The 26020-nt window shown below is 54.3% G+C and carries 21 protein-coding genes and 2 pseudogenes; 11 read left to right on the top strand and 12 right to left on the bottom strand.

What is annotated here, in order from left to right; all coding sequences use genetic code 11:
* Positions 1-14: 14 nt before the first annotated feature.
* From F1728_RS02020 to F1728_RS02005, 4 genes and pseudogenes are all read right to left on the bottom strand, one after another.
* The gene (locus F1728_RS02020; RefSeq protein ID WP_155362681.1) at positions 15-233 is read right to left on the bottom strand and encodes a hypothetical protein; all 219 of its coding nucleotides are present in this window, start codon (positions 231-233) and stop codon (positions 15-17) included.
* A gap of 50 nt (positions 234-283) precedes the next feature.
* On the bottom strand, positions 284-871 hold the full coding sequence (locus tag F1728_RS02015) for an HYExAFE family protein (RefSeq protein WP_155362680.1): 588 nt from the start codon (positions 869-871) through the stop codon (positions 284-286).
* Between the two features lie 103 nt (positions 872-974).
* Positions 975-2233 (bottom strand): annotated as a pseudogene (gene hisS, locus F1728_RS02010) (histidine--tRNA ligase).
* 146 nt (positions 2234-2379) lie between these two features.
* A complete protein-coding gene (locus F1728_RS02005) occupies positions 2380-2823 on the bottom strand; it encodes a YkgJ family cysteine cluster protein (RefSeq protein ID WP_145040252.1) in 444 nt (147 codons plus the stop codon).
* A 177-nt stretch (positions 2824-3000) separates the two neighbouring features.
* On the opposite strand from F1728_RS02005, the gene F1728_RS31165 reads away from it, so the two are divergent.
* The 5 genes from F1728_RS31165 to F1728_RS01985 all read left to right on the top strand — a co-directional run bounded on the left by F1728_RS31165 (position 3001) and on the right by F1728_RS01985 (position 7801).
* Entirely contained in the window at positions 3001-3153 is a 153-nt protein-coding gene (locus F1728_RS31165; RefSeq protein WP_194242642.1) for a hypothetical protein, read from the top strand.
* Positions 3154-3482: 329 nt separating this feature from the next.
* Positions 3483-4412: a hypothetical protein gene (locus F1728_RS02000; RefSeq protein ID WP_155362679.1), complete on the top strand. Its 930-nt coding sequence runs from the start codon at positions 3483-3485 to the stop codon at positions 4410-4412.
* Between the two features lie 92 nt (positions 4413-4504).
* Positions 4505-5371, top strand: a complete 867-nt coding sequence (locus F1728_RS01995; RefSeq protein ID WP_155362678.1) for a rhomboid family intramembrane serine protease — start codon at positions 4505-4507, stop codon at positions 5369-5371.
* 79 nt (positions 5372-5450) lie between these two features.
* A complete protein-coding gene (locus tag F1728_RS01990; protein WP_155362677.1) occupies positions 5451-6062 on the top strand; it encodes a sigma-70 family RNA polymerase sigma factor in 612 nt (203 codons plus the stop codon).
* 62 nt (positions 6063-6124) lie between these two features.
* Positions 6125-7801: a serine/threonine-protein kinase gene (locus F1728_RS01985; protein WP_155362676.1), complete on the top strand. Its 1677-nt coding sequence runs from the start codon at positions 6125-6127 to the stop codon at positions 7799-7801.
* A 19-nt stretch (positions 7802-7820) separates the two neighbouring features.
* Here F1728_RS01985 and F1728_RS01980 read toward each other — a convergent pair whose 3' ends face one another.
* A complete protein-coding gene (locus tag F1728_RS01980; protein ID WP_228030467.1) occupies positions 7821-8921 on the bottom strand; it encodes a glycosyltransferase family 9 protein in 1101 nt (366 codons plus the stop codon).
* Between the two features lie 294 nt (positions 8922-9215).
* Here F1728_RS01980 and F1728_RS01975 point away from each other — a divergent pair, with 294 nt between their 5' ends.
* The gene (locus tag F1728_RS01975; protein ID WP_155362674.1) at positions 9216-9809 is read left to right on the top strand and encodes an EF-hand domain-containing protein; all 594 of its coding nucleotides are present in this window, start codon (positions 9216-9218) and stop codon (positions 9807-9809) included.
* A gap of 100 nt (positions 9810-9909) precedes the next feature.
* On the opposite strand, the gene F1728_RS01970 is transcribed toward F1728_RS01975, so the two are convergent.
* Positions 9910-10710, bottom strand: a complete 801-nt coding sequence (locus tag F1728_RS01970) for an enoyl-ACP reductase FabI (RefSeq protein ID WP_155362673.1) — start codon at positions 10708-10710, stop codon at positions 9910-9912.
* Between the two features lie 185 nt (positions 10711-10895).
* Between F1728_RS01970 and F1728_RS01965 the strand changes: the two genes are divergently transcribed.
* The 4 genes from F1728_RS01965 (at position 10896) to secD (ending at position 16784) form a co-directional block, all read left to right on the top strand.
* On the top strand, positions 10896-11939 hold the full coding sequence (locus F1728_RS01965; protein WP_155362672.1) for a type II secretion system F family protein: 1044 nt from the start codon (positions 10896-10898) through the stop codon (positions 11937-11939).
* A gap of 79 nt (positions 11940-12018) precedes the next feature.
* On the top strand, positions 12019-13137 hold the full coding sequence (gene tgt / locus F1728_RS01960; RefSeq protein ID WP_145184081.1) for a tRNA guanosine(34) transglycosylase Tgt: 1119 nt from the start codon (positions 12019-12021) through the stop codon (positions 13135-13137).
* A gap of 191 nt (positions 13138-13328) precedes the next feature.
* Entirely contained in the window at positions 13329-13682 is a 354-nt protein-coding gene (gene yajC, locus F1728_RS01955; protein WP_155362671.1) for a preprotein translocase subunit YajC, read from the top strand.
* Positions 13683-13793: 111 nt separating this feature from the next.
* Positions 13794-16784, top strand: coding sequence for a protein translocase subunit SecD (gene secD / locus F1728_RS01950; RefSeq protein ID WP_155362670.1), 2991 nt, complete (start codon positions 13794-13796; stop codon positions 16782-16784).
* 149 nt (positions 16785-16933) lie between these two features.
* Here secD and F1728_RS01945 read toward each other — a convergent pair whose 3' ends face one another.
* From F1728_RS01945 to tsaB, 3 genes are all read right to left on the bottom strand, one after another.
* The gene (locus F1728_RS01945) at positions 16934-18160 is read right to left on the bottom strand and encodes an amidohydrolase family protein (RefSeq protein WP_155362669.1); all 1227 of its coding nucleotides are present in this window, start codon (positions 18158-18160) and stop codon (positions 16934-16936) included.
* Positions 18161-18221: 61 nt separating this feature from the next.
* Complete coding sequence (locus F1728_RS01940) at positions 18222-18545, bottom strand: DUF6793 family protein (protein ID WP_145040278.1); 324 nt, start codon at positions 18543-18545, stop codon at positions 18222-18224.
* Between the two features lie 276 nt (positions 18546-18821).
* Entirely contained in the window at positions 18822-19526 is a 705-nt protein-coding gene (gene tsaB / locus F1728_RS01935; RefSeq protein WP_194242641.1) for a tRNA (adenosine(37)-N6)-threonylcarbamoyltransferase complex dimerization subunit type 1 TsaB, read from the bottom strand.
* Between the two features lie 344 nt (positions 19527-19870).
* On the opposite strand from tsaB, the gene F1728_RS01930 reads away from it, so the two are divergent.
* Complete coding sequence (locus tag F1728_RS01930; RefSeq protein WP_155362667.1) at positions 19871-21739, top strand: chloride channel protein; 1869 nt, start codon at positions 19871-19873, stop codon at positions 21737-21739.
* A 1-nt stretch (position 21740) separates the two neighbouring features.
* Here the strand turns inward: F1728_RS01930 and F1728_RS01925 are convergent, their stop codons facing one another.
* The 3 genes and pseudogenes from F1728_RS01925 to accD form a co-directional block, all read right to left on the bottom strand.
* Positions 21741-23723: an ATP-dependent helicase gene (locus F1728_RS01925; RefSeq protein ID WP_155362666.1), complete on the bottom strand. Its 1983-nt coding sequence runs from the start codon at positions 23721-23723 to the stop codon at positions 21741-21743.
* 74 nt (positions 23724-23797) lie between these two features.
* Complete coding sequence (locus F1728_RS01920) at positions 23798-24961, bottom strand: serine/threonine protein kinase (RefSeq protein ID WP_155362665.1); 1164 nt, start codon at positions 24959-24961, stop codon at positions 23798-23800.
* 205 nt (positions 24962-25166) lie between these two features.
* A pseudogene (gene accD / locus F1728_RS01915) lies at positions 25167-26020 on the bottom strand (acetyl-CoA carboxylase, carboxyltransferase subunit beta).

Raw genomic sequence — 26020 nt, 5'->3', positions numbered from 1 at the left:
AAATCGAAGAGTGATCAGACGCGATGGCTGGTGCGACAGACGGCGAACAGGGCGGCGCCAATCAGGGCCGCTACGATCAGATATTCCACGATCGAGGTCTGGGACTGGACGATCGCTCCCCCCTTGCGTTCCTCCTCCTGGGCCAGGACGGTCATCACTGAAAACAGCGTCGTACCGGCAAATGCGGTCAGAGCGGAAAAGATGCGGGATGTGAATCGCGTGCGTATGTTCATAACGTCATTCTGAGAGTCTGGTAAAAGTGTCTGTCAGTCGCCTGATTGTATCAGCCTGAACTCGAATCTGCATCTGGAAAACCGCATTCCTCTCTATTTTCCCCGGTTAATTCTGCGGGTTCTGAGCCCTGGATGAGCGTTTCTACAGGTTGTCGGAGCTGCTGGAAATCCTGCTGATGCAGATAAACGGTCTGCCAGCTGTCGGAACGAGGTTTCATTTTGTCCTGATAGGCGTCGACCGGAACCAGGTAGAATGCGTACAGATTTTCTTTGAACTCATAAACCTTCTCGAGGTTGTTGGAAATGGAGTCAGGGGGCAACTGATAGGCAAAGACCAGGCTGGAGATAAAGCCTTCTCCGAACAGTTCCTGCCACTGGAAGAGCCCCCTGATATCCTCTCGGGTGGCCCAACTTTCCCAGCGACGGCTGCGCGTGGGGGCGTCAAAGATCTCGGTGCGTCCCTTGACGTCAATCAGCAAATTGGGCCCCTGCGATGAATAGACGATGAAGTCCAGTGATTTGATTGACGCCTCCTGGGCCAGTGCCCGGCGTTTCTCATCCACGGCGACATACGGAATTTTCTGGGAGCGGAGGTAATCCTCAAAGGCGGATTCGTAGTGATTCCTGCGAATGACCATGCTGATCCTCATCTGAAAACGATCTGATTACTGATCAAATGGTACCAATGACTGGTGGTACTGTAAATATCTATAGATCAGTCTGTTTTCAGAATGAGGGGGTTCAGGCGAGGATCTTCTGGATAACTTCCAGTAGTTCTTCTTCTTTGACTGCGGTTTGCGTACCGGCCTGCATGTCCTTGACCTGCCAGAGCTGGTTTTCGAATTCGTCTGAGCCAGCCACGATGACGATTTTGAAGCCGTGACGGTTGGCATATTTGAACTGTTTCTTGATCGCTTTGGTATCCGGATAGACTTCCACGTTCAAGCCCGCCTGACGCAGATCACGTCCCAGACGCAGGTATTCGGGGGTGAAAGCGGCGTCCATTTGTGTCACCAGAATCGGTGCGGGAGTAGAAACCTCGCTTAGCAGATTGAGTTCCTGCATCGCGGCGAGCAGACGGTCCAGTCCGAGGCTGGCACCGACGCCGGGCAGTTCCTGAGTGGTAAACAGCTCAGCGAGGTTATCGTAGCGTCCGCCCGAACAGACGCTGCCGATTCCGGGCATCTGGTCGAGGAAGGTTTCGTAAATCGTACCGGTGTAGTAATCGAGGCCACGGGCAATGGACGTATCCAGTACCACCCGTTCGGCAGGGATTCCCGCCCGCTCTACCGCGGTAAACAGTTCACGGAGATTGAGTACACCCTGCGTACCCCGCTCGTTTCCTTTGAGCTGTGATTCCAGTGAGTCCAGAATTTCTGCAGTCGTACCCTGAGCGGTCATTAGTGCTAGAATCTGTTCGGCCTGCTGTTGAGTCAGTCCCCCCTGCTCCTGCATTTCCTGAATGACGGCTTCCGGGCTGGTTTTGGCCAGCTTGTCGAGGGCGCGCAGGACGGCTGCCGACTGCGATTCCAGGTTGTGCAACTGGAGCAGTCCATTGAGAATCATGCGATTATTAATGCGGATTTTGAAATCGGTGAAGCCGATCTTCAGCATCAGATCGTGAATGATAAACAACGTTTCAATGTCCGCGGCATTAGAGTTGGTGCCGATGGTATCGAAGTCACACTGGACGAATTCGCGGTAGCGTCCTTTCTGTGGTCGTTCGCCCCGCCAGACCGTGCCGACGTGATAGCGTTTGAACGGGGTGCCGAGCTCGTTGATGTTCTGCGCTGAGAAACGGGCGAAAGGAACTGTCAGGTCGAACCGCATGGCAACATCACGGCCCCCTGTTCGAAACGGAACATCTGCTTGTCCGATTCTTCTCCCCCTTTGCCGGTCAGGATTTCGGTGTATTCCAGAGCCGGTGTGTCAATCGGGCTGAAGCCATAGCTGCGATAGACGGACTTGGCTGTCTCGATCAGCTGTTCGCGGGGAATCATGGCTGAGGGGAGATAGTCGCGGAACCCTTTGAGCGTACGTGGGGTAATTAATGGTTTATTCACAGTATCGTACCGGCTGTGATCCTCGCGGATCGCTGTTGACTGGAGAGTTTCAGTTATGGTTTCGTTTTGAGACTGAAGCCGTGCTACACGTGCACGACGGGAAGGTTCTCAGTTTTGATTTTGGACTTCCCTTTGCGTTTCTTTTTCTTCGGAGGCAGAACGGCGTGGGCGTATTCCCAGATCTGCTCCGGAGTCTCAAACAGGCGGTCATAGGTGCCGTCATTGTCGTATTCGCAGTCGTCGGTGGTATAAGTCCGACAGATCTGGGGACGGTCTTCATAGTTCCCACAACGGTAATCCGGGAGAATGTATTTGCAGTCTCCGTAGACCATCAGGAACCAGACATCCTCATCGACGAAAATGGCACTGTGGCCGTGCATGATGTACCACCGCATGTGATCGTAGTCTTCCCAGGTGGTCGGCGTTTCGATGGGTAGTGCAAAATAGCGACAGCAGCGTGCCGTGCAATAACTGCATAATACTTCCCCGCTTTTCAGATCGGATCGTTTTACTGTGACAGTGGACATGGTCGGCTTCCCTGATAAATAAAATGACGGTTCAAGTCTGAAAAGGTTCGCAGCGACTGAAAACCTGCTGAACGACTGCTCTGTCCCCATTCCCGGGGGCTGCGGAACGTATTAAAACAGACCGCCGCAAGGTCAGTATAATTCAGGACTTCAATACACCTCTGATGATAGAATAGGATGTTTTATAAGCCATTGAGCGGGAAAATGCACGGAATCTGCAGCAAGAAAGTTTGGGAAATCAATCAGAAGCGGCTCTGGAAAGGCCGCCCCGTCGGAACCGGAGAATGCGAGGGGACGCTCACGCTGCTCTTTCCGGGAGTTCGCTTATAGGGGTTTTAGCGGTTATCGGCCGGCGAAAAGCGTATAATTACGGTTTCTGCTTGACCCTGATTTGTTATGGGACTTATCATTAAATAAAAGTCCCGTCCGGTTTTTCGCAGCTTTCCTGATCCCCACAATTGATCTGTCCGGGATACGCGTGAATAATTGATACCGAATGATTTATCTTCGGTTCCGATGGTCAGGATAGACGATGTAACAGACAAGGGCTCATCAGTTTTTGTCTGAAACCCAACATAGAAGACAGACATTCATTACAGGAATTCGAACGCACCACACGAAACCGCCGGTTTCGTAGAATTCGATCAAGGTTTAAAACGATGCATAAATCCGGAGTAGTCTTCGCCTGGCTTGTCGTGTTGGCAGCGATTGTCGCAGTACCACTGACAGCCAAGGTTCTTGCCGTCCGCAGCAGCTGGTTGCAGGCAGTGGAGAAGAACAGCACTCAGATTGCCAAAAACGAAGCAGAAATCAAAGCGAAATCCGAAGAGAGCGCAGATCTTCGCAACCGACTGACCCGGGTCATGCTGGGCTGGGATCGTTACTGGGATGCTGCAGTGACTGTATCCAATCAGCAGACCGGTGAGATTCAGGTTGCGATCGGCAGTAATAACGGGCTCGGCTCATCTCAGAATGCTGAAGAGGCCAAACCGGTTGTCTTCGCGTTTCAGGCAGCTCCCGGTCAACCGGGGGGAGTCGCTTATGTCGGTGCGTTCCGTGTAACCGCCCTGGAAGCGAACCGTGCACTTCTGCAGAAAGTGACACCTCCCGAAGGTGGTGAAGCAGCAAAATGGCAAAACGGTACCTGGCGGCTGCGAGCTCTGGTGCCCCCCAACTACATCACAACCCTGCGAACTCTGCGGGATCAACTGGTTGAGCGCAAACAGCAGCTCGAAAGAAAACAGGATCGAATCGAAGACCTCAACCGCCTGCTGGCTTCTGCCCAGAAGCGACTGGATGCACGCGTCAGTGAGTTGATCGGTTCCGACAATGCTCCCCAGGAAGAGAACCTGCCCGTTGAATTGCGCAAGGGGCTGGTTGCTGGTCTGGAAGAAGAAGAGCAGGAGCGGAACGAGGAATTTCAGGAAACCGATCAGTTGCGGCGTGATTTGCTGAAAGTCTACCAGGAGCAGCAGAAACTGATTGAAGACGTCAGCAAGCTGGCCCGACAGTTGCCCCAGCACAACGAAGGGTATGGCGAACAAAAACAGCCAACCGGCGATAAGCTTTCTGAAGTCTCTTCTCAATAGCTTAAAAGACACGGACGACACAGACATGGATGACAGAGCGTTGCACACAATGTCTCTGGCCAGGAACTGACAGACTAAGGATACGTTAGGCGATGGGGATTGAGAGTCGGGATTACCTGCGACACGAGAGTGAGGGAAATTACCGCTCTTTCAACATGTCATCCGGTGGCTGGGCGATCAAATACCTGATTATTGCGAATGTGGTTGTCTTCCTGCTGGAAGTGGCGACTTCGGAAGGTCGGGGCTCTTCTCCCGTGATTAACTTCCTGGCACTGGACCGAGGCAGCCTGTTCCCTGGTTTCCAGATCTGGCGGCTGTTGACTTACGGCTTCTGTCATTCCACGCAGACTCTGGGCCATATCTTTTTCAACATGTTCATCCTCTGGATGTTTGGACGCATGGTGGAACCGGTGGTCGGCTCGCGTGAATTCCTGGTCTTCTACCTGGTCAGCATCGTGATCAGCGGATTGTGTCATGTTGCCATCAGTCCCAACCCTGTAATTGGTGCTTCGGGGGGCGTGATGGCGGTGGTCTTTCTGACGGCCATGTACTACCCCAAGATGACCGTGCTACTGTTTTTCATCCTGCCGATCGAGCTTCGCTGGCTGGCGGTGCTGTATGCGGTCGTCGATCTGTTTGGCTTTGTGAATCCCCGCAGCGATGGCGTCGCCCACTTTGCTCACCTGGGTGGCGCTGCCTTTGGGGTGGCCTACAAATATTACGGCTGGAATCTGTCGAATGGTCTGCTGCGGAAGTGGGATCGCTTCCAGTCCAACCGGTCGGTCCGTAAAAGCAAACTCAAAGTCTATTCCGAGCCCGATACCCGTTTGAGCAAAGCGAGCCTGGATGAGCGGGTGGACGCCATCCTGGAAAAAATCAGCCGCGAAGGTGAAGCCAGTCTGACGGATCAGGAGCGAGAACTGCTCAAAGAGGCCAGCAGCAAGTACAAAAAGCGTTGAATCACTGACTGCGACAGATTACCCTGAGGGATCGGGAGTTCACAGCTGTGAGATTGCATTCTGATTCCGGTGGTCCGTCATGCCTCAGTCACAATTTGAAGAGCTGATTCAGCGTACGCGTGCCGGCGATCGCAGTGCCGAAAATGAACTGCTGGAAAAATGCCGCGCTTATATCTCCCTGGTTGCCCGCGCTCAGATTGAAGGTTGGATGCGAACCAAGTTCGATGCCTCCGACCTGGTGCAGCAGACGCTGCTCGAAGCGCACCAGGGGCTTTCCCGTTTCGAGGGAGAGACCGAGGCGGAATGGCTGGGCTGGCTGCGGGGTATTTTAAATCATAACACGCTGGACTTCGCCCGGCGTTACCAGGGGGCCGCCAAGCGTGATGTGAAACGTGAGTTTTCCATTGATCGCGCTGGTCAGCAACCAGAAGCCTCTGGTCAGATGAAGTGGGAGTTGCCAGACCAGGCGGAGACGCCGAGCCGGATTCTGTTGAACCGGGAGCAGGAGATTCAGGTTGCTGACGCGGTCAGTCGGCTCCCCCCTGACTACCAGGAAGTGATCATGCTTCGCAATCTGCAGCGACTGTCGTTCAAAGAGGTTGCCGAGCGGATGCAGAGGAGCCCCGGTGCCGTACAGATGCTCTGGTTGAGGGCACTGAATCAGCTACAGGAACAATTGGAGCAGGTCTGAAGCGGTACTCGCGCCTGGAAAAATCCGACTGAAAACTGAAGATTTAAGAAAGACTGCAGCCCGTGACCGACGAGTCGAATGAGCAATCTGAGCAGGTGGAAGTACTCAATCAGTACCTGGACTTCCTGCAGCGTCAGGATGATGCCAGCTGTCAGAGTCTGCGTGCAGTCAATCCTGAGTTAAAACCGCTGATGGCCTGTCTGGATTCCCTGGAGCGTCTCGCGCCTCAGTCAGACAGTGATCCCGAATCGGTTGAGCTGGGCCCCGATGATGCGACGTTGCCAGTTTCTCCCCACGCATCCCGACAGGCGCCCCCCCTGCTCGCGCGGGAGTTCGGCAATTATGAACTGTTGGAGGAGCTGGGACGCGGCGGGATGGGCATCGTTTATAAGGCACGCCAGAAAGATCTGAATCGGGTCGTGGCACTGAAAACGATCCTCAGTAATCAGTTTGCATCCGAAGACGAGGTCCGACGGTTCTATCTGGAAGCCCAGGCCGCCGGTCGATTGCAGCACGCGAATATTGTCGCGATTCACGAAGTGGGCCAGCATCTGGGGCAGCATTATTTCACCATGGACTTTATTGGCGGAGGTTCACTGGCGAGTCCCGATTTTCGCCCGCTTTCTCAGATGGCACCGGATAATTATTACGAGGTCGCCTCTCTCATGCAGCAGGTTGCCGAGGCGGTCGAGTATCTGCATTCCAAAGAGATCATTCACCGTGATTTGAAACCGTCGAACATTCTGATCGATGAAGCTGGGCAGGCTTATGTCACCGATTTTGGTCTGGCGAAACTCTACGATGGACTGCCGGGAGGCTCAGGGACCGATGCCCGCACACAGACGGGCATGATAGTGGGGACTCCGGGTTACATGTCACCCGAACAGGCCGCGGGGCAACTGGATCAGATTTCCACGCGGAGTGATATCTTCTGTCTGGGTATTATTCTGTATGAACTTATGACCGGCGTATCTCCGTTCAAACACTCCAGCCCTCTCGATTCGCTGGTGGCGGTGATTGAAGGGGAACCTGCACTCCCCCATTCGCATAACAGAAACATTCCCCGTAGTCTGGAACTGGTCTGTCTGAAGTGCCTGGAGAAGGATCCCGCTTTACGCTACCAGTCGGCCCGCGAACTGGCGGCGGATCTGGAACGGTTCATTGCTGGAGAGCCTCTGCAGGCACAACCTGCGGGCATGATTCAGAAGTTCCAGCGCTGGTTCCGCCGCAAGCCGGCACTGGTGTCGCGGCTCTCCGCGATCCTGCTGGCAGTCGGAATTATTCAGACCGTGTATTCCACGCAGGGCGTTGATTTGAATTATCACCTGCGGATCATGTCGCTGTTTGGTCTGTGGGGCGCACTGGTGGTGTTCTTCCAGTTTGGTCTGGATCACTTTCCGAACAAAAAACGGGTACGTTACTGCTGGTCGGCGGCAGATGTTGCGCTGCTGACGGGACTGCTGATGCTCGCCGATGCGCCAATCGGGATTCTCTTGATTGGATATCCGATGCTGATTGTCTCGTCTGGACTGTTCTTTTACGTCAGGCTCGTGCTGTTTACCACGGTGCTTTCACTGCTCTCGTTTGCTGTCCTGGTACTGGCCCGGTCGGAGCTGGTTGAGTTATGGCAGTACCCCGTCATCTACGCTATGGTGCTGGCGATTCTGGGAATGATCACGGCTTACCAGATTTATCGGGTCCGCGTGTTGAGTCGCTACTACGAGCTGCGGCGTCCTTGATGACCGCTTGCGAGAAGCGTCAGGCTGCTTTCGGCGTTCTTTCAGCTGCTTCCCGTGTGATCAGGCGATGCAGGGCCTGCCAGACGCGGCTGATTTCCAGCTCTTCCATGCAGCACAGATTCTGTGGTCCGCGTTTGGGGCAGCGTTTGTTATAGCTGCCACCACAGCTGACATTCGTGGAGACAAGTTCGTGCCGGTCCCCCGGCGGTCCGGAGCGAAGTGCACTGGTGCAGGTAAAGATGCCGGTGACAGGGGTGCCGAGACCAGCGGCCAGGTGCATGGGACCGGAATCATTGGTGAGGACAAAGTCGGATTGCTGTAACACCGCGGCGAGTTGTTTGAGTGTTGTTTCCCCTGCCAGATTGATGACTCTGCCGGTCGGGACGAACTTTTGCAGCAGTTTTTCGATATGGCCGGTCAGTTCTCTTTCCGCAGAGGTTCCCACCAGGACAACCTGGCAGCGGAAGCGACGGATGGCTTTGGCACCGACCGCAGCGAAGCTTTCCGGAGGCCAGCGTTTGGTGATCCATTGCGCGCCCGCGTGAATCGCGAGAGTCGGCAGAGGATACTCGGGGCAATACAGTTTTTCCTGTGCCCAGTTCTGGTCATCTTCGGAGAGATAGATGTCAGTCGTGCGTTTCAGCTTCCCCTGACCAAAGGCATCAGCGACGCGCCAGTATTTGAGCCAGGCAGGGACGTAGCGTCCCGTGTCGGGGATCGTCAGATTACAGGTGAGGTGTGAACCTTCGCGGGCTGCTTCGATACCGACCCGCCAGGGGGCGCGGGTGGCGGCAGTCATGATGCCGGTACGGAGCAGGCCCTGCAGATCGATGACCAGATCAAATTTCTGTTTGTTGAGTGACTTGAGAAACTGCCACCACTGTCCTGCTGAGCTGCGTCGCTGGAAGGGAATGATTTCATCCAGGCAGGGATGTCCTTCCAGAAGATTAGCAAAGCTGTCTCGGACGACCCAGGAGATGCGGGCATTGGGAAACCGTTGCCTCAGGACCGGCAGGATGGGGAGTGTCTGCACGACGTCACCCAGGGCACTGGGTTTGATAATGCAGATCCGCTGCGCTTCAATCTGATTCAATCGTGCTAACGGGTCGGTTGTGTTCATCGAATTCGGGAATACAGGCATCAGATGTAAGGTGTACTGGAACAGGCGCAGCCCACAGGGGCGGCATCATAGTGTGATTTGCCGAAATGAGGCAAGATCAGCTTGTACCTGGGATGCGTCAGAAAAGCCCGGTTTTCAAGGGGTTACGCGACGACTTCGATCACGTTTTCTGAATTTTTTCTGAGAATCCGCGAAACCTCTGCCTCCCTCTCGCGTTTGATACCGTGTTAACTGAAACCGCTGCAGGAAGCTGATTCCTGTTTCCACAGATTTTGAGAATGAGGAGCTGTCTTGATGAAAATGAATCGGATCGTTGCTGCGTGTGCACTGGGTATGGCTGTGATTTCATGGAGCTCTGCTACGCAGGCTGAAGAGGGGAAAAAAGGACAGCGCCCCAACCGTGAGGAGATCCTCAAAAAATTCGATAAGGACGGCGATGGCAAGCTGAATGAAGAAGAGCGTTCGGCTGCTCGGGCTGCCCGTGGTGAAAAGGGTGGTCAGGGTTTCAATCGCGAAGAGTTCATGAAAAAGTTTGACAAAAACGGTGATGGCAAACTGGATGAAAACGAACGCAAAGCTGCCCGCGAAGCCCGCGAAAAAATGGGTCAGCGTGGTCCGCGCATGAGCCGTGAAGAACTGGTGAAAAAGTTCGACAAAGACGGCGATGGGAAGCTCAGCGAAGCTGAACGCCAGGAAGCACGCAAAGCCATGGGCGGTCGTCGTCCCGGGTTTGATCGTGAAGCCATGCTCAAGAAATTCGACAAGAATGGCGACGGCAAACTGGATGACACAGAACGTCAGGCCGCACGGGCAGAAATGATGAAGAACCGTGGTAAAGGTGCCGGTGGCAAAGGGAAAGCCAAAGGCAAAGGACAGAAGAAGAATTAATGCTTAATCAGGGACGGGACGCAGGTCTCGTTCGTGATGTGAACGAAAACAGCCGACGGGATTTTTATTCCGTCGGCTGTTTTTATTGGTCGTCAGGCACTCAGGTCGACTGCTCTGAGATGATCTGGTTGTCGAAATAGTTGGTGCCCATACCGGCATCAATAACGATTCCCTGCGAATTGATTCCCGAGGAACGGGGACTGATCAGGAAGGCGACGGTATCTGCCACTTCACTGGTCTGGACGGCTGACTTTCTCAATGTGGCTTTTTCAGCAAACAGGTAGCTGTCCACGTAGCCGGGAATTCCTGCGGAGGCGGACGTCTTCAACAAACCGGGACAGATGGCATTGAAGCGAACCTGCGAGAAGTTCGAGAACGACTTGGCCAGAAAGCAGACCGAGGAATCGAGGGCCGCTTTCACGGGAGCCATGTAGCCGTAATTTTCCGCCGCCATGCGGGTGGTGGAGATCGAAATTGTCACCACACTCCCCTGCTCTGGATCGAGCAGATCCTTGAAAGCATTACAGACTGCGATCAGGGAGAAACAGGAAATATCAACTGCCTGCAGAAAAGCGGCGCGGGGTGTTTCATGAAACGGAAGCCAGCCGGCTGAGTAGTCTGCAAACGCGATGGAGTGGACCAGACCATGGATGACATCGTATTTCTGGCTGATGTCCGCCTGGAGCTGATCGATTTCCTGTTGATGTTCAACATCACAGATATAGATCGGTGCGTCTTTCAGCAGTTTGGACAGCGATTCTTTGCGGGCTTTCGAGCGAACGACGTAAATCACTTCGGCGCCTGCTTCCTCCAGGACCTTCCCTGTCTGATAGGCGACACTTTTACGGTTGGCGACTCCAAATACGAGAATCCGTTTTCCCGCTAACTTTAAAAAATCCATTCAATCATTTTCCCAGGATCGATTTCTGTAAACAAATTCTGAAAGACCGAGGGTTCACTCTGACAAATTTTCATTTTTTTCGCAATGTGTAGAAGATTGTCACTCTCAGATAAGTCGTAATTCGACATAATGAACGGGTTAATGGTCCTGTTTCCGATTCCGAATGTTCCCTGAAAGCGAATTCCATGTTCAAGGCACGTGCCTCAATGAAGTCTCTGGCGATGCTGTGTCGTTCCCTGAGTACGATGCTGGAATCCGGCGTGCCGATCACGAAAAGCTTTCAGCTGGCTGGGCGAAAACTGGGCAATCGGCGGATGCAGGATTCGGTGAAAGAGATCACCGTCGAGTTGAAAGCCGGGAACGATGTGACCTCGGCGCTAAAGCTCCAGGGAAACTATTATCCGGAGCTGATGGTCAACATGGTCAGTGTGGCGGAACAGAGTGGCGGCCTGCCCGAAGTGCTGAAAGCCTTGTCGGAGCATTATGACCAGCTGCTGAACCTGCGGAAGAATTTTGTGCGGTTGATTGCCTGGCCCGTCTTTCAGTTTGTGGCGGCGATCATGGTCATCGCGCTGATGATTCTTGTGCTGGGTTTAATCGCCAATGCGCGAGGTGGTGAGGCGATCGATGTGCTCGGGCTGGGACTGTCCGGTCCCAGCGGCGCTCTGATCTGGCTGACCTGTACGTTCGGTTCGATTTTTGTACTGTTTGTCGCGTACCAGGTTATGGATCGGCTCTGGGGTGGGAAACGCTTCTTTCATAGCCTGTTTCTGCGCATTCCCGTCGTGGGAAACTGCATGCGTTCGTTTGCGATCGCCCGCTTCTCCTGGGCGTTCGCGCTAACGCAGCAGGCCGGGATGAATATTCTGGACTCAGTGGAAGCCAGTCTCAAAGCGACTGGTAATGGAGCGTTTATTGCTGCGATTCCTCAGGTCAATGCAGCCGTGAATGATGGGGTGGATCTGACCGACGCCCTGGCGGGAACGCATCTGTTTCCCGAAGATTACATTCAGATGGTGCATGTTGGTGAGACTTCCGGGACGGTACCTGAAACATTGGAGCGGTTGAGTCCCCGTTTTCAGGAAGACGCGCAGCGCTCCCTGGCTGCCCTGGCGGCGGTGCTGGGCTGGTTGATCTGGGCGATGGTGGCTGCTTTTATCATCTTTGTTGTGTTCCGCATCGCTTTCTGGTATCTGGGGATTATCAACGATGCGTTGGAGCAGATCTGAGCATTTCCCGCTGGGTTTTTACTGCTGACGAAGCCTGGATCTGATCGCGATAAAGTAACATCTGAACAGAAAAACGACCGTGTCTCAATTTCATTTCGAACTGATCCATACCGATTCCCGGACTCAGGCCCGCGCGGGCCGCTGGCATACTCCCCACGGCATTGTCGACACTCCGGCCTTCATGCCCGTGGGCACCCTGGCCTCTGTCAAAGGGTTACTGCCCGAACAGCTCAAACAGGTGGGAACGCAGCAGGTGCTGGCAAATACGTACCATCTGGCACTGCGGCCGGGAGCCGAAATTGTGCAGGAACTGGGCGGGCTGCATGAATTCATGAACTGGGATGGTCCGATTCTGACCGACAGTGGTGGATTCCAGGTCTTCAGTCTGGCCCAGCTCACAAAGATGGATGATGAGCAGGTGGTTTTCCGCTCTCACATTGATGGCAGCCTGTTTGAACTCTCGCCCGAAAAAGCGGTGAAGATCCAGGAACAGCTGGGAGCCGACTGCATCATGTGTCTGGATGAGTGCCCGCCACACGATGTGCCTCTGGAAAAAATGCAGGAAGCCGTCGATCGGACGACCAAGTGGGCAGCCCGCTGCCGGGATGCCCAGAAACGGGATGACCAGGCCCTGTTCGGCATTGTTCAAGGGGGGACTGATCAGAAAATGCGGGAACGTTCGGCTGAGGGGCTGCTGCCACTGGAATTCCCCGGGTATGCGATCGGGGGCTTGAGCGTAGGGGAAAAGCCTGAGGATATGTACTCCACCCTGGATTTCACTACGCCCATGCTGCCTGTGGAAAAACCCCGTTACCTGATGGGTGTGGGCCGTCCGTCCGACCTGATCGAGGCCATCATGCGGGGCGTGGACCTGTTTGACTGTGTGATGCCGACCCGAAATGGCAGAAATGGGATGGCTTTTACCAGTCAGGGACGCGTGAATTTGCGTAATCAAAAGCATGCCCGGGATCCGAGTCCACTGGATCCCGAGTGTGATTCGCCCGGTTCGCGTGATTACAGCCGGGCTTATCTGCGTCATTTATTCATGGCGCGGGAGATGCTGGGGCCAATTCTGATCTCGCTGCATAACATTGCCTTTTATCAGAAACTGGTGCGGGATCTGCGTGAGGCGATTCTGAATGATCAAGTTGAGGAGTTTAGGGCGGTTCACCTTGCCCGCTGGAACGCATCTTTCTAAGATACAGCTTACTTGATTGCTGGATAACTCCTGAAATTGTTTAGGTTTGGGCCAAATTCGAAACAGCAGTGAACCACCCGAGCCTGTTAAACTGATATAAAATTTCTTGCTGGATCGGGTTGCGGGTCAGATCTAAGTGATGCATGAGACTCACTTTATAGATTACCACGCTGGCCCGGGAAGAGAACGAAATGCACACCTTATTGTCGACTTTGTTACTACTTGCTCAAGAGACACCCGCCAAACAGCCTGCTGGACCTTCTTTCCTGGTCCAGTCGCTGCCTTTGATTGTGATCGTGATTTTTTTCTACTTCATCATGTTCCGTCCTCAACAGAAGGAACGGGCCCGACGTGAGCAGGCGCTTAAAGAGTTGAAGAAGAATGATCGTGTGGTGACCATCGGTGGGATCATTGGCACGATTGCCAATATTTCTGAGTCAGATCAGGAAGTGACTCTGAAAATTGATGATAATTCCAAGATGAAAGTGCGTCGCAGTGCCATTCAGGGGCTGTATCAGGTTGAAACCAAAGAGACAACAAGCTAGGTTGCGTTTCAACAGAGAAGTTTGTCAGTATCTGGCACGAAGTTGTCAGCTTAAATCATCATTGCCGAATGAATCGGCCCAGACAAAAAGAATCGTTTCAGGACTAATTGAATGACAGGGATTGATTTTCACTCAGCAACGCTGCTGGCTCAGGAAGCGACCGAAAAAGCGCCTTCGGGCGTATCCGCCGTCACTATCATCTTAATCCTTCTGGCTGTCTTTGTACTGCCGTTTATTCTGGGGGCGGTGATTTCCCGTGCTCTCAAGTTGAAGGAGTATTCACAGAAGATCGGCCTGGTCCTGTTTGTGGCCATCGTAGCGGCGACTCCCTTTATCTGGCAGATCTCGCATGGCCACGACTGGCGAAATGCCATTCGTCTGGGTATCGACCTGGCCGGCGGTTCGAACATGGTTTTCGAAGTCGATCAGGGTAAAAGCGAAAAAGAGCTTTCCAACGAAGTGATGGACCAGATGGTCGGCGCGATCGGGCGTCGTATCAATCCATCGGGTACGGAAGAAGTCACCGTCCGTAAGGTTGGCCAGAGCCGGATTGAAGTCATTGTTCCGGGAGCCGACACCGAAGACGTCCAGCGGATTAAATCGCTGATTACCCGACTGGGTAGCCTGGAATTCGATATTGTCGCAAACCGCCGCGACCATCCCCGTGAAGTGCGACTGGCTATGGAAGCCAAGGGAAAGGATGTGCGTGACAATGAAGGCCGCGTGATCGCAAGCTGGCGTGAAGTCAGCAGCGACGAGCCTTTCAGCACTGATGACCAGATGGTCGTTCGCCCCTTCACCCGCAAAGACGGGTCCCAGGGACAGGAAGTGCTGGTCATCATCGAGCCTAACGAAGACCGACGCATCACCGGTAAGTACCTGGTGCGGGCCCGTCAGTCGACTGACCAGAACGGTGCACCTGCGGTTGCCTTTACATTCAATGCCCGTGGCGGCACCCTGTTCAGCCAGCTGACATCGAAAAACCGTCCCAGTAAGGATGGTTTCCACCGTCACCTGGCCGTGCTGCTGGACGGTAAAGTTCATTCGGCACCCCGTCTGATCGACACGATTGGGTCCGAGGGGCAGATTACCGGTAACTTTACTCAGAAAGAAATTACCGACCTGTTGAACGTCCTGAATGCCGGGGCTCTGGAAGTTCCGCTGAAGCCGGAACCGGTCTCCGAGTTCTCTATCAGCCCGCTGCTGGGTGTTGATGTTCAGCAGAAAGGGAAGCAGGCGATCATCATCGCGGCTGTTGCCGTGATCGTGTTCATGCTGATCTACTATCGTTTCTCCGGCCTGGTGGCCAATATCTGTCTGACGCTGAACCTGTTGCTGGTAATGGGAGCCATGTCTTTCATCAATGCGACCTTCACCCTGCCCGGTCTGGCCGGTCTGGTGCTGACGATTGGTATGGCGGTCGACGCAAACGTTCTGATTTTTGAGCGTATCCGGGAAGAGAAAGCCCGGGGCTCCAGCCTGCGAATGGCGATCAATAATGGTTTCTCACGGGCTTTCACTACGATCGTGGACGCCAACCTGACCACGCTGATTGTGGCGGTTGTCTTGTACGTGATTGGTACCGATCAGGTCCGCGGTTTCGCCGTGACGCTGTTTATCGGTATTGTCATGAGTATGTTTACCGCCCTGTATGTCGGGCGTCTGATCTTTGACATCTTCGAACGGAAACGCTGGATCAGCGATCTGAAGATGATGAGTATCGTGGGTGATACCAGTATCAATTTCCTTGGCAAGCGGAAGATTACTGGTGCCTGTTCGGTGGCCCTGATTGTGATCGGGATGGGTGTTGTCATTGCCCGTGGAGAAGAAAACCTGGATATCGACTTCACCGGTGGTACGATGGTGACCTTCGAGTTTGAAGATCAGCAGAACATCGACGAAGTCCGCGCCAGCCTGCAGAAGGCGTTCGACAGCAGCATTACGCTGGAACAACTGGAGCTGTCAAACGATCCGACTTCGGAGGGACGTTTCTTCCGGTTACGTACCACGATGAATGATGCCGACCTGGAGAACTCCGGTCAGAATGCGGCTGAAGGTATTCGTGAAAATCTGAACGAAGCCTTCGACGGAACCGATCATAAACTTCGGAAAGTAACAATGGACTTTGGCGAGGTGAAAAAACTGACCGGTAGTGCTGATTCACCGGCTGGCACCGAAGTCGAACTGACCTTCAGTGGTGATCTGAAACCATCGACGGTTGAGACTTACCTCAAAGAAGAGATTGCCAAGATCAAGAACGAAGATGGTTCCGATAAATATGAGCGGATCCCCGAGTTCCAGGTTCAAGGCGCAACCGCTGGTGATAAAGAGGACGAAACGGCAGATGCTTCTGCAGAAGCAGCCCGCCATAAGAAGATGGTTGCCCAGTTTGGTCCTGACCTGTCAGCTGCCGACCTGGAAACTGCGTTAGCTGAGATGAAAACAGTCATGGCAACCACAGCGGTACTGGATGAAGTTAACAGCTTCGACAGCTCTGTAGCCAGCGAGATGCAGGAATCGGCTTTGATGGCGATGCTGATCAGTCTGGTGGCGATCGTGGCTTATATCTGGTTCCGCTTCCAGCGAATCACCTTCGGTCTGGCGGCTGTCGTGGCTCTGGTGCATGACGTGCTGGTTGTACTGGGGCTGGTTGCCTTGGGAGCTTACCTGAGCAACACCGCTCTGGGGCCGCTGATGGGGCTGACCGACTTCAAGATCAACCTGCCTATGATTGCAGCGTTCCTGACGATTGTCGGTTACTCACTGAACGATACGATCGTGGTCTTCGACCGGATTCGTGAAGTTCGTGGCAAGAACCCTGCTTTGACAACCGGTATGGTAAATGAGAGTCTGAACCAGACGCTGTCTCGTACCTTGCTGACTTCGTTGACAACATTGATCGTAGTGCTGATTCTGTATGCGATCGGCGGTGAAGGTATTCACGGCTTCGCTTACTGTCTGGTACTGGGTGTGTTTGTCGGTACCTACAGCTCGATCTTTATCGCCAGCCCGGTTCTGGTATGGTTGATGAACCGTCCTGGAAGTGCAACTGCCCGGGCAACTCAGGAAAGCGAAAAGCAGGCCAGCGTCAGCAACAGCTAAGCTGCACGATGCTCTAAACTGCTCTGAAATAAAAAGGGGCTGACTTTGAGGTCAGCCCCTTTTTTTGTATCTGTCGTGTCTGGTAGAGCGAGAATTCTCAAGCTGAGTGAATGCCAGTAACCCTCAACTGTAGTGGTCGGCCTGAGCTTTTAACGCGTCTTCTGTCCTTCGACGAAGACGGCTTCGACCGAGCCCGGGAAGGTGATTCCTTCGAAGGGAGACCAGCCACATTTGGTTTTCAGATCTTCACGCTGGATGGTTACCGGACGTTTGAGGTTGAGCACGGTGAGGCTGGCGGTGTAGCCCGGTTCAATTTTGCCGAATTTCAGCGGTGCGATATACGGGTTGACGAATTCCCCGGGGTTTTCCGAACAGAAACGGGCTGCCTGTTCCGGAGTGAATTTCTGGTCCAGAATCAGCCAGGTAACGAACGCACCATAGGTATCCAGGTGCGGTTGTCCGGAGATACCCTGCTCGTTTTCTTCCAGGGTATGCGGGGCATGGTCGGTTGCCAGGTAATCGAGGGTCCCTTCCCGCAGGGCAGCCAGCATGGCCTTGCGGTCTTCTATTGTCCGCAGCGGAGGATTCATCTGCATCTTTCCCCGGTTCTGATCGGTCAGATCGGACTGATCAAAATAGAGGTGATGCGGTGTGACTTCACAGGTGACTTTGAGGCCGCGGCTGCGGGCTTCGCGAATCAGGGGGAGCCCTTCTCCGACCGAGTAGTGACAGAGTTTGCCACGGAGGTCGTATTTTTCAATCATCTGCAACGCGAAGCGTGTGGCGGAAATTTCGCATTCCGCGGGTCGCCGCTCTTCGTGCGTGGCGGCGTTCGCGTGTTCATCCAGCAGAATGGGGTCTTCACAGTGGAAGCTTACGTTGCAGCCCCGGTACTGCGAGAGTGTTTCATCCAGTTGTTCCAGTGTTATGAAGAACAGGTCGCCGACACTGGGGCCCATGTAGGCTTTGTAAGGTACCGGAAATGTGAGCGGGCTGGTGCCCGGTCCGATGCCGGCATAGAGCGTAAAGTGAATCGGCGGGTTACGCTGCTTAAGGTGCTCCTGTTTGGCGTGGTAGCTCTCGTCTGTAATCGGAGGTACGGGGTTGTTGGGCATATCAGCCACATGGACGACCCCGCCATTCAGAGCGGCGGCACCTGCGGTGCAGAAATCTTCTTTATATGTTTGTGATTCCCCGATATCATCGCGGGCGTGAATGTGAATATCGCCCATGCCGGCAAAAATCAGGCAGTCATCGGAGAAAGTGAAATCCGGTTTTCCCAGTTGAGCGCCGACTTCGACGATCTGATTTCCCTCGATACGAATCTGGCTGTGAGAAGTCCCTGTAGAACTGACGAGAGTTCCTTGTATGATCATCGAACTGAAGTCATTCCGTTATGAAAGAAGTGTTGTCTGCAGTCAAAGAGGGATGGTGTGATTACCAGCCGACAGACATGTTGGTTTCGATTGCCAGCTGGGCTTCGTGCAGGTCGGCCCCGGTGTCACGCATGTAGAGTCGGATGGCGTGAACTTTGTCGCCCGAAGCGCGGAAGAGGCATTCGCGTGCCATGTCGCAGGGTTCGGTGTGCCCTTCAATCCCCAGCAGACGTTTGGAGATGACCCACATGTCGCGTGGGCGGCGAGTGACACGCAAGATCTCATCTTCGGGGTAATTCTCCTGGGCAGCGTGTTCCGCTTCTTCTTGAGTATTAGCCCAGCCCACCATGATATGCGCGTTTGTTTCAATCTCGTAAAGAGCCATAATTCAACTCCAGTCTGAAGAATGGAAATGTGAAAGCCTGTGAACGACAACGAATAACAGGACTCTTTCGAATTCGTCGCAGCAGACATAATACTCAGGAGTCTGAAATCGAACAATTCCCTGTCCGTATTATAGCCAAGCCCGAATCGCGGCGAGAGCGTCTTCTGGAAAATGTTTCAAGAAAATAAGAAATCACGATTTTACGCTTGCTTATGCGACATCAGAACTTGCAGAGATTCTGGATTATTTAATTGAAGGTTTCCAGGAGCGGCTGTGTTACTGATTATGTTGTGCATCCCACTTCTCTTCTGCTGCACTTTTACGAAGGTAGAAGGGAGTCAGGTTCCAGACTTCACTGGCCGGTGGGGTCTCCTGTTGCAGGAGCGTGGCCGTCAGTTCTGCGACCTGGGAGGCGAGTGTCTGGCGGGGAAAATCTTCGATCCGGATTTCCGGTAAGCTACCCTGGTCGAGCAGATCGATTCCGGGCCCACAGACGGTTTCACCGGGCTGAAGTGCACTGCTGAATTCGTGGATGTCCTTCAGATTAATGGGGACTGTCTGTTGCCATTCTCCAGTGGAATTGCGGACATATCTGCCGACAAATAAATCGCCCCGCTGGGCGTTGGAGATCACATAGGTCTCTGAAATTTCAGTCGGACAGCTGAGTGCGATGGCTGCAAAGGTATCGATGCCATGTACGGGAGCACCTGTCACGTAGCCAAAGGTTTTGGCGAAGGTGATGCCGATTCTCAGGCCGGTAAAGCTGCCCGGGCCACGGCTGACGCCGATTCCGGCGATCTGATGAGGGGCGATTTCCAGCTGATCCAGCAGTTTTTTGACTTCGCTGACCAGTGTCTGGGCGTGCTTTCTCCCCTGTTGCTGCAGTGAGACGGGCGCAATTTCCTGCCCGGGACGGCAAATCGCGATGGAGCCGCTGCGTCCGGAAGTCTCGATACCTAGATAAAACTCGGAATTTTCCACACTGACTGAAATCAAGTACATCGAAAAAGGAGGGCAAATGCGTTAAAAATGCATTAAGGAGTATGACAAACTCCCCCTGGGCTTCCAAGTCATCTACCGTAAAATCTCCCATGCGGATGTGTATCAACGAGTCTGCAGAGACTGACAGCTGACCATCCACTTCTCTGGAGCAGACGCTTTAAGTCCAAAATAGAATAGATTATTGTATTTCGAACGCTGTCAGGACCGAAAATAGATCGATGTCCACCCGCCCGGTCTGCATGCCTGGTGTTCGAAGTGTCCCGCTTGCCGGCATAATTCAATACAGCAACACACAGTTTGCTGTTCATCCTAGTTAAGACAAAATGGTTTACTTTAAAAAACTCAACGACCTGCTGACCTCATTTGATTTAAAAACGAGTGGCAAATGGTTTGTGCTGTCCTGCCTGATCGGGGTGGTGGCGGGGTTTGGCGCCATTGTATTTGACGCATTAACTCAGATCGTGCAGCATCACTCGCTGGTCGCGATCGCCGGGTTCGAGCACCCGCAGACAGTTGGTGAATATTCCTTCTACAAAGACCAGGTGACGGAGGTGAACTTCGCACCATGGCTGTTGCTGGTGGTGATTACTTTAGGTGGTCTGGCTTCGGGAGTCATTGTGTACAACATTGCCCCGGAGGCGGAAGGGCACGGGACCGATGCTGCCATCGACGCCTTTCATAATAAACGGGGAGAAATCCAGCCCCGGATTCCGATCGTCAAGACGATTGCCTCTGCCCTGACACTGGGAACCGGCGGTTCAGCCGGCCGGGAAGGACCGATCGCCCAGATTGGAGCCGGCTTTGGTTCGTGGGTGGCGACCAAGTTGAAGCTCTCGGCCCGCGATCGCCGGATCATGCTGGCGGCGGGAATGGGGGCTGGGATTGGTGCGATCTTTCGTGCTCCCCTGGCGGGGGCGCTGTTTGCCGCCGAGATCATGTACAGCAATGCGGATTTCGAATCGGACGTGATCGTGCCGGCTGCGATGTCGTCGATCATTGCATATTCTCTCTATTGCATGTCGCTGCCACAAGCGCTGCGTTTCATGCCCCTGTTCGGAAATGAACTGCATCATACGGTTGATTCCCATTTTGAATTGATTCCTTACACGATCCTGTCGATCGTACTCAGCCTGTCTGCGGCTTTTTATGTGAAAACATTTTATGGCACAAACCGGCTCTTCAAACGGTTACCGATCAAGCCGATGTTCCGCCCTGCTGTTGGTGCTTTTCTGACCGGTGTCGTCGGGCTGGGGCTGTTCTATCTTTACGATCAGGATATGCGGGCACTGTCGGTGCTCTCAACCGGTTATGGCGTCCTGCAGGAAGCGCTGACATCGGCATCCAAGGTGGGGATTCCACTGCTGCTGACGGTGGCGTTTGTGAAGGTCTTTACGACCTCGCTGACGATCGGCTCGGGGGGATCCGGCGGTGTGTTCGGACCTTCGATGGTGATTGGCGGTTGTGTGGGGGCTGCCACCGGGCAGTTTCTGCAGAAACTATGGCCCAATCTGGTGACACAGCCCGAGGCCTACGGGCTGGTGGGGATGGCCGGGTTCTTTGCCGGGGCGGCCCATGCACCGATTTCGACGATCATCATGGTTTCTGAAATCACCGGGAACTACGCCCTGCTGCTGCCGACGATGCTCGCTTCGACGCTCTGCTTCGTGCTCTGTCAGCGGGTGCACCTCTACCAGAAACAGTATCCCAGCCGCCTGGATTCACCGGCACACCGGGGTGACTTCCTGATCGATGTTCTGGAAGGAAGCCGGGTAAGCGATGTGTATGATCCCAAGCGTAAGATCCAGTTGATTCATGAATCGAAAACCCTGGATGAAATCGTGCATTCACTGGCAGGGACGCAACAGCATTACTTCCCTGTGGTGGACGACGCGGGACGGATCATCGGCGTGTTCTCCGAGGATGACGTGCGGGCTTACCTCTACGATGAAACGATCTGGAAGCTGGCCCTGGCGCGAGACATCATGCAGCCAGATTTCATGCGGGTGACCCCCGATGACGACTTGAATACCGTTATGCAGCGGTTTACGGCCATCAATGTGGAAGCGTTGCCGGTGGTTGATGCCCAGGATGCGGGCGTGCTGCTGGGGATGCTGCATCGTAAGGAAACGATTGGGTATTACAATCAGCAATTACTGAAGCATAAGCGGGCCAGCGACGAACAGGAAACCTGATTTAGTCTTCATCCTCTTCGCCGTCCGTATTCCGCATTTCGAACAGGAAGCGGGAGGGTAACGTCGGCTGTTTCTTGCCCCACTTGGTTCGGGTGGCAGCGCGACTGAGTGTCAGGTAGTCCTGAGCCCGGGTAATGCCTACATAGGCGATCCGCCGTTCTTCTGCAATTTCCGCATCGGTCCCTTCGACCGATCGCTTGTGCGGGAGGAGCCCTTCTTCCATCCCGACCAGGTAGACACGCGGGAATTCGAGCCCCTTGGCACTGTGCAGCGTCATCAGCTTCACGGCATCCTGTGACAGTTTGTCTTCCTTGTCGTTGAGGTCGTCGCGATCCCCGAGAGCCGTTTCTTCCAGGAAGCCGGAGGGGCTGGGGGCGCTGGTTCGTGTGCAGTATTCTTTGATCGATTCAATGAACTGTTCCAGTACGACGAGCCGGGCCTGCTGCTGCTCGGAAGTCTTGTACTGTTTTCTGATTTCCGAGGCATAGTCAATTTCCTGGATCAGTTCCTGCATGATCTGAGCCAGTTCGCGTGGCGACCGTTCGAGTCGGGCACGATATCGGCGAATCAACTGATGGAAGGCGCTCAGTGCAGAGCTGGCTCGCGGAGTCAGTTCGTTGGCTTCGCGGGCAGAATCGACCGTGTCCCAGAACTGGTGCCCTGCCTTGACGGCCTGGTTGACCAGTTTTTCGACCGTCCCGCTGCCGATGCCACGCGTGGGGGTGTTGATGATCCGCAGCATGGAGAGTTCGTCGTGCGGAAAGGCCAGTGTTTTCATGTAAGCCAGCAGGTCGCGGATTTCACGACGATCGAAGAAAGACTGGCTGCCAATTAACTGGTAGCGGACGTTGGTCCGTCGGAGTTCTGTTTCGAAGACGCGGGGCTGTTCGTTGGTGCGAAACAGGATGGCGAAGTCGCGGAGCGGAATCTCCTGGGCTTCGTGCAGGTAGCGAATCTCGCCGATGATCTTCTCGGCCTCGGTCAATTCGTCGGCCAGTTCGAGGAAGCGGACCGGGGCTCCCATTTTCTTGTGCGCGACAAGCTGTTTCTTATGTCGGTCGCGGTTGTGTTTCACGAGCCGGTTGGCCAGGTCGATGATCTTGTCGGTGCAGCGGTAATTGCTCTCGAGGCGAACGACTTTGGCACCGGGGAACTGTTGCTGGAACCCGAGAATGTGACGGACTTCTGCACCGCGCCAGCCGTAAATTGACTGGTCGTCGTCCCCCACCACACAGAGGTTCTGATGCGGTTTGACTAAAGCGCGGATCAGATTGAACTGGGAGAGGTTGGTGTCCTGGTATTCGTCAATCTGCACGAAGTCAAACTTCTCCTGAACCTTCGCGAGGACATCCGGGAACTGCGAGAACAGGTCATTGGTCAGCATGAGCAGGTCATCGAAGTCGACGGCACCGCTGGAGCGGAGTTTGGTCTGGTACTTGCGATACGCCATGGCGGCGAGGAAGTCGAAATCGTTTTCGGTGTAGTTGGTGGCCATCTCCGGAGAGACGTTTGCCATTTTCCAGGAGCTGATTCGGTTCAGCAGGTCGCCGGGACGGAGACTTTTGTCATTGACGCGGATTTCTCGAAGTGCCGCCCGGGCTGCGGATTCCTGGTCGCCCCGGTCATAGATCACGAATTTCTGGGGATAGCCCAGTGCGGTGATCTCTTCGCGCAGGATGCGGACGCAGAGTGAATGGAACGTGGAAATGAAGGGCTTGGACGGCAGGCGTTTGCCCATCAGACCGTTCATGCGTTCCTGCATTTCCTTGGCTGCTTTGTTGGTGAAGGTCACGGAGAGGATTTTGTTGGGAGTCACTCCCTGCCGGATCAACTCCACCATGCGATAGGTAATCACACGTGTTTTACCGGTACCGGCGCCAGCCAGAACCAGGAGCGGACCAGAGAGAGTAGAGGCTGCTTCACGTTGTGCCGGATTGAGTGCGGAGAGATGACTGGAAGAACTGGGAGAGGAAGACAAGGACATATATCAGGATCAATTATCTGGCTAAAACGGGTATGGGCAGCTGAGCTGAAGCGGTAACCGGCGACGGTTCCTGCTCAGTGACTTTCATCTTTTTTATCGGGGTTCGATCGGGGCGCCGGCTTTTTCTGAGCGGGGCGTTCCGGTTTCCGTGAGGCACTGGGTGGTTTTTTCGCAGGAGCCTGCCCTGCTTCAGGAGACTCCGATTTCGATTCCGCGGAGCGTCTGCTGGAACCGGGCTGTTTCTTTTTTCTCAATCTGGGGCGCGCCTGTTCGCTGCGCCGGGGCTGAGCGGGATCTGGTTGTTGTTTTCGACGGGCCGATTCCACGGTCTCCTGGTGGGGGACCGGTGTTTTTGCAGGAGCGGAACGCTGCTGTTCTTTGTAAGCCAGCCTGAGCGGCTCAAGCATCTCGTTGATCGTCTGCCAGCGGTCCTGCGGGTAGAGCTCCAACCCCTTCATGATCGCATCGGCAATGCGGGGGTCGAGATCAGGGAGCAGGTTCTGGATGTGCTCCGGTGGTGAATTGATGTGTTGCAGGACCGCTTCCATTGTTTCGGCTGCTTTCCAGGGAAGCCGTTTGGTCAGCATCTCGTAGCAGGTCACTGCGTAAGAGAAGATATCGATTTTCTGGCTGGTCTTCTGGCGTTTGATGAGCTCGGGGGCCATATAAGCGGCGGTGCCGGTGCGGTTGCCGGGCTGCAGAAACGGAGGCGTGTTAGGGACGACCAGTCCGAAATCGATCAGCTTGAGTTCGTGATCGTTGCTGACCATGATATTGCGCGGGCAGATGTCGCGGTGAATCCAGCCTTCGTCATGAAAATACTGGATCGCTTCGCCCAACTGGATCATGTATTTGAGGCAGTTGGTTTTCATATCCTCGTTCTGGGCTTCCACCAGAAAGCTGAGACTGTAGCCTTCGATGAATTCCATGACGAGGAACTGTTCCTGATCGGTAGTCAGGCCATGTTCGTAGGTCTTGACGATGTGCGGGTGATTGAACTGGACAGCGATCTCCCCCTCTTTGGGTTTATCCAGTCCGATAAAGCGGGCTTCCAGTTCCTGTGTTTTGACTTTGTCCAGAATTTTAAGCGAAACGGTTTTGCCGGAATTGTAATCGCGAGCCCGCCAGACCTTCGACATGCTGCCCTGGCCTACACGCCCGATGAGCTCAAAACGTTGCTTGATGTTCACACGGGGAACACGTGCTTCTTTGGAAAAGAGTCGCTTTAAAAAGTTCATGCATTCACCAGGGGCAGAGAGTGAATTCAGGACCAGGTTTCATCCCGGGCTCAGAAGAAGTTAACCGGCCCAACGCTTCCAGTATAATTGCCAGCCTGACGAGACGCAAAGCGGTCCCCTGAAATCGACTGTTTCCAATCAGCGTCGACTGATGCGATCGGTGGTCGGGACGGTGTCAGGGATTCGTTTTGAGACTTTGGGGGAGTCAGACGCAATAGTCAATCAGTCGTGCCAGTTCCGAGCGGAGTCGGGGACGGGGAATGATGCGATCGACAAAGCCATGATCCAGAAGAAATTCACTGGTCTGGAAGCCTTCGGGCAGCGAACTTTTAATCGTGGCTTCCACTACCCGCGGTCCGGCGAAACCGACCAGGGCTTTGGGTTCCGCGACGACAATGTCACCCAGTGAGGCGAAACTGGCGGCGACTCCCCCATGGTGGGGTTGGTCAGAACTGAAATGAACAGTCCTCCCTTTTCGTGGTAGCGTCCCAGGGCTGCTGAAACTTTTCCCATCTGCATCAGGGAGAAGATGCCTTCGTGCATGCGGGCTCCCCCGCCGGAGCCACTGATGATGATCAGCGGGAGTTTGAGTTCCGTTGCCTGTTCGATGGCGCGGGTCAGTTTTTCGCCGACCACGGAACCCATGCTGCCCATGATGAAGGATGAGTCGGTAATGCCGATGACCAGCGGGCGACCACGCATGTAGCCTTTGCCGACAATACAGGCATCTTTGAGTCCGGTTTTTTTCTGCTCCGCGACCAGGCGTTCTTTGTAGGTTTTGCTTTTGTCAGCAAACTCGAGCGGATCGCCGGCGGTGAGGTCGGGATACCATTCTTCAAAGCTGTCCGGGTCGAGCAGCTGCTGGATCCGGGTGTGAGCCGAGATCGAGAAGTGGTGATCGCATTCCGGGCAGAGGCCGAGCCCCTGATCGACCTGTTTGCAGAACACGGTTGCGTTACAGGCAGGACAGCGTTGCCAGAGTCCTTCCGGCACCCCTCGCTTGGGGCGGGTGGTGTGGCTGAGCTTTGAATCGACGTTTGACTTGGGAGCAGAACTCAT

The organism is Gimesia benthica (assembly GCF_009720525.1).
Classification (GTDB): Bacteria; Planctomycetota; Planctomycetia; order Planctomycetales; family Planctomycetaceae; genus Gimesia; species Gimesia benthica.
The sequence above is the reverse complement of the archived record's forward strand: the minus strand, read 5'-3'. Positions and strand labels throughout refer to the sequence as shown.